The sequence below is a fragment of the Rahnella sp. ChDrAdgB13 genome, assembly GCF_017655185.1.
Taxonomy (GTDB): domain Bacteria; phylum Pseudomonadota; class Gammaproteobacteria; order Enterobacterales; family Enterobacteriaceae; genus Rahnella; species Rahnella contaminans.
On sequence record NZ_JAEMGT010000155.1, the window covers coordinates 1 to 10,439 of the forward strand.

Consider the following 10,439-nt stretch of genomic DNA (forward strand, 5'->3'; position numbering starts at 1 on the left):
CGGTCCGGAGGGCACCGCCGATAGCGATAAGCTGAATATGGCGGTTAGAGAGGTTTCGCCGCAAGCCTTCTGCGTTCTCTTCCTCTGACTGAGTGAGGATTTTTGACTCTTCTTGCATGTTGTATTGATTCCTGTTTTTTGCTTTTTTGCGTATGAACTCCGCCATATCGCATTTATTTATGTCAGTAAATTGAGCTCTCAATGGCTCTTTTGTCAGCCTAACTGGAACGACAGCCGGGATGACCGGTGTAATAGTAATGTTATATGCGCATTTATTATAACTGGCATGAAAAATGCCGCAGAAAAAAATGTATCGTATTTTTTACAACGCGGATAACTGAGTGTTAATTAATCAAATGTCAGTGACAGCGACGGGAATAATACCGTTTTTCACTGTGATGGGCTTCACAATTATCACTGAGAATAACTGTAAAAAAAGTAGGGATAAGTGTTTGACATCATCCGTTGAGAAGAGAATAATCCGTCCCGTTGGGTCGTTAGCTCAGTCGGTAGAGCAGTTGACTCTTAATCAATTGGTCGGCGGTTCGAACCCGCCACGACCCACCAACAATCTGGTTATCAATGCGTTGTGATTCCCCTATTTCGTCATTCCCTTCTGTTTTATCTTCCTGATTCAGCAATATTATTATTTCGTTCTAATTCCGGAAATATAAATCTGTGCTTTGCCTTAAATTTAATCTGTGAGTTCGGATTAGTTTTACTGTGGTTAAATTTGATGAAATGCGGGATATAAATTTTCTGGAGCGGCTGTTTAACTTTACTGGTTCAGGAACTTCATTTTTTGACAGGAAATATTCAGGCTTTCTTTGGCACGGCATTAATTTCCCAATGCTTTAACATTGCAATCTGGGGTGTGATTTTGTTTTGCCCGGCCTGCTTCCGGTGCAACAATCTCTCCTAAAAAGAGTCGGACAAATGCGCGCACGCTGCTATTATTCGTGCATAAACTCAGGGAGATAACGATGAAAAAAACACTGGTGGCCTTGGCTGCTCTATTTTTAGCCGGGTGTGCAGCTAATCCTTACGAGCCGACACTTCAGGTCAAATCGTCGTTTGCCAATGCCAGCACCACACCGCCGGCGGGCCAGACGCATGTCAGATTGCACCGCATCGAGCAGTGGTCGGTAATACCTTTTGAAAAGACCTGTCCGCTGATCGTGATTCTAGATGGTCAGACCGTCGCGTCGCTGCACTTTAATCAGTATGTGGATTTAAATGTGCCAAACGGCATGCGAACCATCGACGTTCGTCTTGCCTGCGCACTGACCAAAACGACCGGTTCGATTACTGTGGATGCGAACGGGAAACCTGTCAGTCTCGAAACAGACCGCAGTTTCTTCGGAACCTACAATATCCGGCAGAAAACCGGCGAATGACCGAAATGAAAAACCCGCTCCGGCGGGTTTTTTTATGGCTATTTTTCGCCATGATTACACGGGGAATATCAGATGTACGGTTTCGACCATTCCAGTATCTGATCGTGATGCAGCGGGCGGGAAAAATAGAAGCCCTGTACGGAATCACAACGCAGTTCTTCCAGACACATCAGCGTGTCATTGTCTTCCACGCCTTCGGCAACGACCTGGTAACTCAGCGCATGCGCCATTTCAATCATCGATTTGACGATCACTTTGCTTTTGCTGTCATTGCTGATGCCCTGAATCAGGGACTGATCCAGCTTGAGCGTATCCGCCGGAATTTTTTGCAGATAGTTCAGGTTGCTGTAGCCGGAACCGAAATCGTCCAGCGCAATGCTGATACCCATTTGTCTCAGGGCATCCAGCGATGCGACGGCGTGCGGATTATTCACCAGCGTCTGGGTTTCCAGACACTCGATTTCCAGCATCGACGGGGAAACCTGATGCAGGATTAGCGCGGTATGGATGCGCTGAACCAAATCCTGTTCCACCAGATTATTGGCCGTCAGATTGATGGAAACCTGGATCTGCGCGCCGCGTTTTTGCCATTCGGCAATCTGCATTACGGCCTGAGTAATGACCCAGTTAGTCAGCGGCGTAATCAGCGGGGTTTTTTCTGCCAGAGGAATGAACTCTGAAGGTGAAATGACCCCGAGTGTCGGGTGCCGCCAGCGGATCAGCGCTTCCACGCCTTGGAATTTTTTGTCAGCCAGACGAATTTTTGGCTGATAAAGCAGATGAAAATCTTCGCAGGACGCGACGGTCGCCATCAGGTCATTAAGCAAATTGAAGGCACGTAGCTGGATAACATCGGATTCCTGCTGATACGGCATCACCAGCTGATTATTGCTGATGGCTTCATGCAGGGACGACATACCCTGACGCAGGGTGGTTTCCGCGCAGGAAGAGGTTGACGAAAAGACAGTGTAACCTGCGTGCAAGCGGACATTGATCGGGATATCGCTGGTAATGCTGCACTGGATTTTAGCGGCGGCGATTTCCAGCTGATTGAAAATCTCCTGCTGTTCATCGAGCCGTTTGATCAGCGCAAAGCGGCCGAGCATCAGGCTGTAAACTTTGTCGTTTTCATTCAGTTCACTGCGCAGGAAAGCACCGACGTCTTTAAGAATGTTTTCGACTTTCGGAATGCCAATTGAACGCCCGATGTCGTAGGCATAAAGCGTGTCGAGCGTATCGATCAGGATCAGCAGATAGGACGTGTTATCCGGCGTTTTGATCAGTTGCGCGATATCTTCCATCAGCCGCTGGCGGTTAGGCAGGCGCGTAACGATATCCACAAAGCTCACCGAGCTGCGCGATTCGATAATATCAATGACGATAGCCGCGAGATCCGAGAGCATTTCCACTTCCTGCACGGAAAAATCTCTCGGTTGTTTGTCGGCCAGACACAGGCTGCCGACGGCAAAACCATCGCGGGTGATAAGCGGGGCACCGGCGTAGAAACGCATTCCCTCATCGGCGGTGACCAGCGGATTCTCGCTGAAACGCGGATCCTTTGTGGCATCGTTGACGACCATCACCGAAGAAGAGCGGATGGTGTGATCACAAAACGCAATATCACGTGCGGTGTACTGAGTTGCTGTATTAGTTTTGGATTTAAACCACTGACGGTGTTGGTCAACCAGAGTAATGATGCAAATAGGAATATCGAAAATTTGTTGAGTCAGGCGGGTAATCAGGTCAAGCACTTCATCCGGATTGCTGTCCGCAATCTTGAGTTTTTGCAGCGCCGCAAGCCGTTTATTTTCGTTTGGATTCAGAACCCTTTTCATTCTGTACGACCTCTGATCGCCGAACTGGACGCGTTTAGGTATGCACTATAGCGTGACTCTGATTCATTTATCATTTTCTTTTTGTCCGTTTTGCGAGGGTTGCTGTCAGTTAGCAAGGCGCAGAAGGATATCGTTTGCGTACTATGGAATTCGCAGAGCATTGCCGCTCACTTTATTCCTAAGGAGATTCGTATGTTAAACGACCCGTCACAGAAATATCGCCCGTTCCCCCCGGTGAATTTGCCGGACCGCCAGTGGCCGGGGAATGCGCTCGATAAAGCGCCGCAATGGTGCTCAAGTGATCTGCGTGACGGAAATCAGGCTCTTGCGGAACCGATGGATAATGCACGTAAACGCCAGTTTTTTGACCTGCTGGTGCGCTGTGGTTTTAAGCAAATTGAAGTGGCGTTTCCCTCTGCATCACAAACCGATTTTGATTTCGTGCGCGGGTTGATTGAAGACAAGCTGATCCCCGACGACGTGGTGATTCAGGTGCTGACGCCGTCGCGCCCGGATCTGATTGCCCGCACGTTTGAAGCCCTGAAAGATGTGCCGCGCGCCATCGTACATTTATATAACGCTACGGCGCCGGTTTTCCGCGAAGTGGTCTTCAGTCAGGATAAGGCCGCCACCCGCGAGCTGGCTGTCCGTGGTGCGAAGCAGATCCGCCAGTTGTGCGAACAATACTCTCAGACGCAATGGACGTTCGAATATTCCCCGGAAACGTTTTGTTTTACTGAGCTGGAGTTTTCACTGGAAGTCTGTGAAGCGGTAGCGAATGTCTGGGAGCCCTGCGCTGAGCGTCCGATGATTATCAACTTACCGGCCACCGTGGAAGTCAGTACGCCGAATATTTACGCCGATCAGATTGAATGGTTTTGCCGGCATTTCAGCCGTCGTCAGCAGGTTTCCATCAGCGTGCATCCGCATAATGACCGCGGAACCGGGGTGGCGTGTGCCGAGCTGGCGATGCTGGCGGGTGCCGATCGCGTGGAAGGTTGTTTGTTCGGGAACGGCGAACGTACCGGGAATGTGGATATCGTGACGCTGGCGCTGAATCTCTATACCCAGGGCGTAAACCCTGAACTGGATTTCAGTAATTTGCAGGCGATTGTCGAAGCGGTTGAGGAATGTAATCAGCTGCCGGTGCATCCGCGCCATCCTTATGCCGGTGAACTGGTGTTCACCGCATTTTCCGGTTCACATCAGGATGCCATCAAAAAGGGCTTCGCGGCGCAGAAAACCTCAGACAGTGACGTCTGGCGGGTGCCTTATCTGCCGCTCGATCCCGCTGATGTCGGGTGCAGTTACGAGGCAGTGATCCGCGTCAACAGCCAGTCGGGCAAAAGCGGGGCGGCCTGGTTGCTGGAACAGAATCACGGGCTGAAACTGCCGCGCGGCCTGCAAATAGATTTCAGTAAAGCCGTGCAGCGCGAAACCGATACGCATGGCAAGGAAATGAGCACCAGCGATATCTGGCGGCTGTTCCGTGCGCGTTACGGACTGACCGAGCAACCGGTGGTAAAACTGCTGAGCTACGACATCCGCAGTGATGAGCAAAATGTCTGTCATTTCAGTGCGCGCATCCGCTACCGCAATGAAGAGCAACAAATTGCCGGCAGCGGCAACGGGCTGTTGTCCGGCGCGGTCGATGCCCTGCGCCGCAGTTGTGACGTGGAACTGGAAATTGGCGATTACCACGAGCATACGTTAGGGCATCAGAGCCACAGCCGTGCCGTTGCGTACCTGAGTTGTCAGGGGCGTCATGGGGAAACCCGCTACGGTGTGGGTATCGACAGCGATGTCTCCAGTGCTTCCGTGCAGGCGCTGTTTAATGCGGCTGGCGGGATTCTGTCTGACTAAAATATTCGCTGGGTGAAATGCCAAGGGAACGGCGGAACATCGCGCTGAATGCACTCGGGCTGTCATAGCCCAGTGCCAGCGCGACATCAATCACCGAGAGACCTGCTGCCAGCTGGTTAATCGCTTCGAGTAATTTTGCCTGTCTGACCCAGTCACTGAAACGCAGCCCGGTTTCGCGCTGAAAGCGGCGCGAGAGTGTCCGGCTGCTGATATCCAGACGCTTAGCCACTTCCTCAAGCTCCCATGACGCACACAAATCGGCGCGAATTTGCTGGCTGAGCACAAGCAACTCCGGTTCTTTGGGCTCGGGCAAATGAAGCGGCAACGTTGGTAGTAACCGAAGTTCGTCGAGCAGTAACTCCATAATCCGTTCATCACGGCCGCCCGGCAGATAATCGTGCGGGATCGTCAGAGATGTCAGAATCAGTTCGCGGAGCAGGGGGGAAATCTGGACCACCTGACACTGCGCGGGTAAATCGGCGCGGGCGAGGGGATCGACAAATAAGGTGCGGGCTTTTACGCCACCGATAAAACGCAGGCTGTGTTCGACGTTTGCGGGCAGCCAGACGCCGCGGCCCGGCGGAACCATCCAGGTGCCGAGCGCGGTGTTCACCTCAACAACGCCAGATAAAGTATGGATCAGTTGCGAACAGTGGTGGCTGTGTGCCGCTTCGCTATCACCATGCTGATAATCAATGGCCAGCGGCGCGATGGCCTGATGAGGTGCAAGGAAGTTGCGGTGCATTGATCAGTGATGTTTCTGTTTCTTGGCGTCTTCGACGGCCTTTTTGGCTTCTTCAGCCGCTTTCTCAATCTCTTCTTCTGTCAGTTGCTCGGCCGCTTCAATCAGTTCTGCCAGTCCGTCGCTGACATGGACTGCGTCTGCCTTGCTTTTGTTTTCTTTATTATTTTCGCTCATTACGGTTGTCCTGATGATGTGAATACAGGGCTCTATTATAGCAGAATATAGGGCGAAAGCCGGGGGGCGTGCGGGGAAAGCGCGGAGCCCGCCAGGCGGCAGGCTCCGAAATATTCTTACTGGCGATAAGCGAATTTGATTTGTTGCAGGGAGTTTTTGAAGACTTCAGCCTGTTGCTCGTCTTCCATCTGCGCCACAAAACGTTCCATATTCAGCATGACTTTACCTGCATCAGCCTGACCAATGGCTTTCAAAATCAGGGTCAGCGTGGCTTTCAGGCAGGCAACTTCGGTCGCCAGTGTTTCAACGTTTGCTTCAGTCGTAAAATCGCAATTACTCATTATTTAAATCTCCTCAGACAGGCTGGCAGGCAGCACGCCGAATTCTGAACGGTAAAAAGAACAGGGCAAAAAGTGAACTCACCCGCTATGAAGGGTGAAAAGTGGCAGCATTTTAGCATAGTTGGCACGGTTTAGTGCAGCGCGGACCTGTTGCGGTTAAAACAGCCAAATAGGATTATTCATACGGAATATTATGGGCGCCGTAAAGAATACTAAACGTAATAGCAAGCTGAGAACCTTTCATGCAGATGTGCAGACTTATTCATATAAGCCATCAGCAATTCGTGCTATCCAAAATAATAATCGGATATATCATAGATATATGAAAGAACGACGTTGACGGATAAATAAGCTGTCTAAGAAAATGCCTGTTTTAGACCTGAAAATTCCGGTGTTATTATTTTTTTACTGCTGAAAACATCGGACCTCTGATCAGCCTTTTCGTTGATTAGACAGGTTTTTTTAACGAATTATTAATACAGGTGATGGCACTTCTCATTTACATTCAGCAAAGTAGTTTTTTTCAGACATTCCTTGGTCAGGACGGCATGATAGAGTAAAATACGCGGGCTATAATAATGCTTTCGTCTTCCTGATTTAAAACACTGCCGATGAGCGGTAGTGGGGCGAGTTTGTTAATGCTGGCCTCTAATTGCCACCTCCTCTTCGTTTATAAGCGGTCTGAGAACACTATTAATGTTCAGCGTACATGATTACGTTAAGACGGGCTTGAAGAACCTGACGGTGTGTCGCCCTTATTTTTTGGAGAATTCTCTTTGATTAGCGTTCTTCTTGTTGATGACCATGAACTGGTGCGCGCAGGGATCCGACGCATTCTTGAAGATATCAAAGGCATCAAAGTCGTTGGTGAGGCGCAATGCGGTGAAGATGCCGTCAAATGGTGTCGCGCCAACGATGTTGATATTGTCCTGATGGATATGAACATGCCGGGTATCGGCGGGTTAGAAGCGACGAAGAAAATCATTCGTTTTTCGCCCGACATCAAGATAATCATCCTGACGATTTATACCGAAAATCCGTTACCCGCCAAAGTGATGCAGGCCGGGGCTTCGGGCTATCTGAGTAAAGGGGCTGCGCCACAGGAAGTGGTGAATGCTATCCGCCTGGTTGATTCGGGTCAGCGCTATATTGCGTCTGACATCGCTCAGCAAATGGCACTCAGCCAGATTGAACCCCAATCTGAAACGCCTTTTGATTCCTTATCAGAGCGTGAATTACAGATCATGCTTATGATTACCAAAGGGCAAAAGGTGAATGAAATTTCAGAACAGCTGAACTTGAGTCCGAAGACAGTTAACAGTTATCGTTATAGGATGTTTAGTAAATTAAATATTAGCGGCGATGTTGAGTTAACCCATTTGGCTATCCGGCACGGCTTGTTCAACGCGGAGACTTTATCAGGCAGTGAGTGATGAGCGTTTCGACCCTAAAGCCTTTCTGAAAACGGTCACCAGCCAGCCGGGCGTCTACAGGATGTATGACGCCAGCGGCACCGTAATCTATGTAGGTAAAGCCAAAGACCTTAAAAAACGTCTTTCCAGCTATTTTCGCGTCCAGGTTTCCAGTCGTAAAACGGAAACGCTGGTCAAAAATATCGCGCAAATCGATGTCACCGTAACGCATACGGAAACTGAAGCGCTGCTGCTTGAACACAACTACATCAAACTGTATCAGCCGCGCTACAACGTTTTGCTGCGCGATGATAAGTCGTATCCGCTGATTTTCCTCAGCGCGGACAACCATCCGAGAATTACCGTTCACCGTGGCGCGAAGCATGCGAAAGGCGAATATTTCGGGCCTTTCCCAAACTCTTACGCTGTTCGCGAAACGCTGGCGCTGTTGCAAAAACTTTTCCCCATCCGACAGTGTGAAAACAGTGTTTACAGCAACCGTTCACGTCCGTGTCTGCAATATCAGATTGGCCGTTGTCTGGGCCCGTGTGTCAAAGGGCTGGTCAGCGATCAGGAATACAACGATCAGGTAGATTACGTGCGTCTGTTCCTGTCGGGCAAAGATCAGCAGGTTGTGACGCAGCTGGTCAGTCGTATGGAAGAAGCCAGCAAAGATTTGCGATTTGAAGATGCCGGGCGGATCCGCGATCAGATTCAGGCCGTCCGTCGCGTCACAGAACGTCAGTTTGTATCGGGCAACAGCGAAGATCTGGATGTCATCGGCGTGGCCTTTGAGTCGGGAATGGCCTGTCTTCATGTGCTGTTTATCCGTCAGGGTAAAGTCCTTGGCAGCCGCAGCTATTATCCGAAAGTGCCGGGCGGCACCGATCTGGGCGAAGTCGTGCAGACGTTTGTCGGGCAGTTTTATTTGCAGGGGAGCCAGATGCGTACGCTTCCCGGTGAAATTCTGCTGGATTTCAGCTTGCCAGAAAAAGACTTGCTGGCGGAATCGCTCAGTGAAATGGCCGGACGTAAAGTTCAGATTCAAAGTAAGCCTCGCGGTGATCGCGCGCGTTATCTGAAACTGGCGCGTACCAACGCGTCCACCGCGCTGACAACAAAGCTTGCGCAGCAATCCACCATCCATCAGCGGCTGGCAGAATTGGCAAAAACACTCCATCTTGCCGAAATTAACCGCATGGAATGCTTCGACATCAGCCATACTATGGGCGAGCAAACGGTCGCTTCCTGCGTTGTTTTTGACGGCAACGGCCCGGTGCGTTCGGAATACCGCCGCTATAACATTACCGGTATTACGCCAGGCGATGATTACGCGGCGATGGCTCAGGTGCTGAACCGCCGTTATGGTAAAGCGCTCGATGAAAAGAAAATTCCCGATGTCATCTTTATTGACGGCGGGAAAGGCCAGCTCGGCATGGCGCGCGATGTTTTTGATTCGCTGAATGTTGAGTGGGATAAATCTAAACCGCTGCTGATTGGTATCGCGAAAGGTGCTGACCGCAAAGCCGGGCTCGAAACGCTGTTTTTCGTACCAGAAGGTGAGGGCATTGCGTTACCGGCGGATTCTCCGGCATTGCATGTGATTCAGCACATCCGCGATGACTCGCACAATCATGCGATCACCGGCCACCGTCAGCGTCGCGCTAAAGTGCGTACGACCAGTGCCCTGGAAGAAATTGAAGGCGTCGGGCCAAAACGGCGTCAGGTTTTACTGAAATACATGGGAGGCATTCAGCCATTACTGAATGCCAGCGTAGAGGAAATTGCACAGGTGCCGGGTATTTCTAACGCATTGGCAGAAAAGATTCATAATGCGTTGAAACACTAAAGGCAATGTAGCAACATACTCATAATATCCACACCGGACAAACAGTTACCTTCGCTATGCAATTTAATATACCTACGTGCCTTACCCTGTTCCGCGTTGTACTGATACCGTTCTTTGTGCTGGCTTTCTATCTGCCTTATCCCTGGGCATCACTGGCCTGCGCGCTGATTTTTGTTTTTGCTGCGGTGACTGACTGGTTTGATGGTTATCTTGCCCGTCGCCTGAAGCAAACAACGCGTTTTGGTGCATTTCTGGATCCGGTCGCAGACAAAGTGATGGTTGCCATCGCGCTGGTGCTGGTCGCAGAATACTTTCATTCATGGTGGATTACGTTGCCGGCGGCGACGATGATTGCACGTGAAATTATCATTTCGGCGCTGCGCGAGTGGATGGCGGAAATTGGTAAACGGAGCAGCGTTGCGGTGTCCTGGATTGGTAAAGTGAAGACAACGGCGCAAATGTTGTCTCTGGTCGCGTTATTGTGGCGTCCGGATAACATCGTGGTGGGTGTCGGTGTGGTTGCGCTTTACATTGCTGCGGTGCTGACTTTCTGGTCAATGTTCCAGTATTTGAACGCTGCGCGCCACGATTTGCTGGAACCCTGATCAAACTGACGTAAAAAACGTCAAACGATCGCATGAACCTGATAATTTTATTGACTCAATCCGTCAGGTCAGTAGAATGCAACGCATCGGAAGGCAGCCAGTCATGCGCCAGAAGATAGTTAAAAAAATCAGTACGTTCTGATTAAAGCGGGAATAGCTCAGTTGGTAGAGCACGACCTTGCCAAGGTCGGGGTCGCGAGTTCGAGTCTCGTTTCCCG

General features: G+C 50.4%; 9 protein-coding genes and 1 tRNA gene. 6 read left to right on the top strand and 4 right to left on the bottom strand.

What is annotated here, in order from left to right; translation table 11 throughout:
* Window positions 1-491: 491 nt before the first annotated feature.
* Together J8X26_RS25545 and J8X26_RS25550 are read left to right on the top strand one after the other, a co-directional pair.
* Window positions 492-567 (top strand) — tRNA-Lys (locus tag J8X26_RS25545).
* A gap of 416 nt (window positions 568-983) precedes the next feature.
* Window positions 984-1,397 (top strand): hypothetical protein, encoded by a 414-nt coding sequence (locus J8X26_RS25550; protein ID WP_152325558.1) that lies wholly within the window; start codon window positions 984-986, stop codon window positions 1,395-1,397.
* Window positions 1,398-1,465: 68 nt separating this feature from the next.
* Here the strand turns inward: J8X26_RS25550 and J8X26_RS25555 are convergent, their stop codons facing one another.
* Window positions 1,466-3,232, bottom strand: coding sequence for an EAL domain-containing protein (locus tag J8X26_RS25555; protein WP_208952380.1), 1,767 nt, complete (start codon window positions 3,230-3,232; stop codon window positions 1,466-1,468).
* Between the two features lie 192 nt (window positions 3,233-3,424).
* Here J8X26_RS25555 and leuA point away from each other — a divergent pair, with 192 nt between their 5' ends.
* Window positions 3,425-5,095, top strand: a complete 1,671-nt coding sequence (leuA, locus tag J8X26_RS25560; protein WP_208952381.1) for a 2-isopropylmalate synthase — start codon at window positions 3,425-3,427, stop codon at window positions 5,093-5,095.
* Here the strand turns inward: leuA and J8X26_RS25565 are convergent.
* The 3 genes from J8X26_RS25565 to J8X26_RS25575 all read right to left on the bottom strand — a co-directional run bounded on the left by J8X26_RS25565 (window position 5,064) and on the right by J8X26_RS25575 (window position 6,355).
* Entirely contained in the window at window positions 5,064-5,840 is a 777-nt protein-coding gene (locus J8X26_RS25565; protein WP_152325561.1) for a helix-turn-helix transcriptional regulator, read from the bottom strand. The genes leuA and J8X26_RS25565 overlap by 32 nt on opposite strands.
* Before the next feature lie 3 nt (window positions 5,841-5,843).
* Window positions 5,844-6,014, bottom strand: a complete 171-nt coding sequence (locus tag J8X26_RS25570) for a hypothetical protein (RefSeq protein ID WP_208952382.1) — start codon at window positions 6,012-6,014, stop codon at window positions 5,844-5,846.
* Between the two features lie 116 nt (window positions 6,015-6,130).
* Window positions 6,131-6,355 (bottom strand): DUF2594 family protein, encoded by a 225-nt coding sequence (locus J8X26_RS25575; protein ID WP_015697982.1) that lies wholly within the window; start codon window positions 6,353-6,355, stop codon window positions 6,131-6,133.
* A 776-nt stretch (window positions 6,356-7,131) separates the two neighbouring features.
* On the opposite strand from J8X26_RS25575, the gene uvrY reads away from it, so the two are divergent.
* From uvrY to pgsA, 3 genes are read left to right on the top strand one after another with little or no spacing between them, the layout of a single operon-like run.
* Window positions 7,132-7,788, top strand: a complete 657-nt coding sequence (gene uvrY, locus J8X26_RS25580) for a UvrY/SirA/GacA family response regulator transcription factor (RefSeq protein WP_152326324.1) — start codon at window positions 7,132-7,134, stop codon at window positions 7,786-7,788.
* The gene (uvrC, locus tag J8X26_RS25585) at window positions 7,781-9,616 is read left to right on the top strand and encodes an excinuclease ABC subunit UvrC (protein ID WP_152325562.1); all 1,836 of its coding nucleotides are present in this window, start codon (window positions 7,781-7,783) and stop codon (window positions 9,614-9,616) included. The genes uvrY and uvrC overlap by 8 nt, the downstream gene beginning before the upstream one ends.
* 56 nt (window positions 9,617-9,672) lie before the next feature.
* Window positions 9,673-10,221 carry a CDP-diacylglycerol--glycerol-3-phosphate 3-phosphatidyltransferase gene (gene pgsA, locus J8X26_RS25590; protein WP_152325563.1) on the top strand — a complete coding sequence of 183 codons (549 nt, stop codon included), beginning with the start codon at window positions 9,673-9,675 and terminating at the stop codon, window positions 10,219-10,221.
* Window positions 10,222-10,439: the final 218 nt, after the last annotated feature.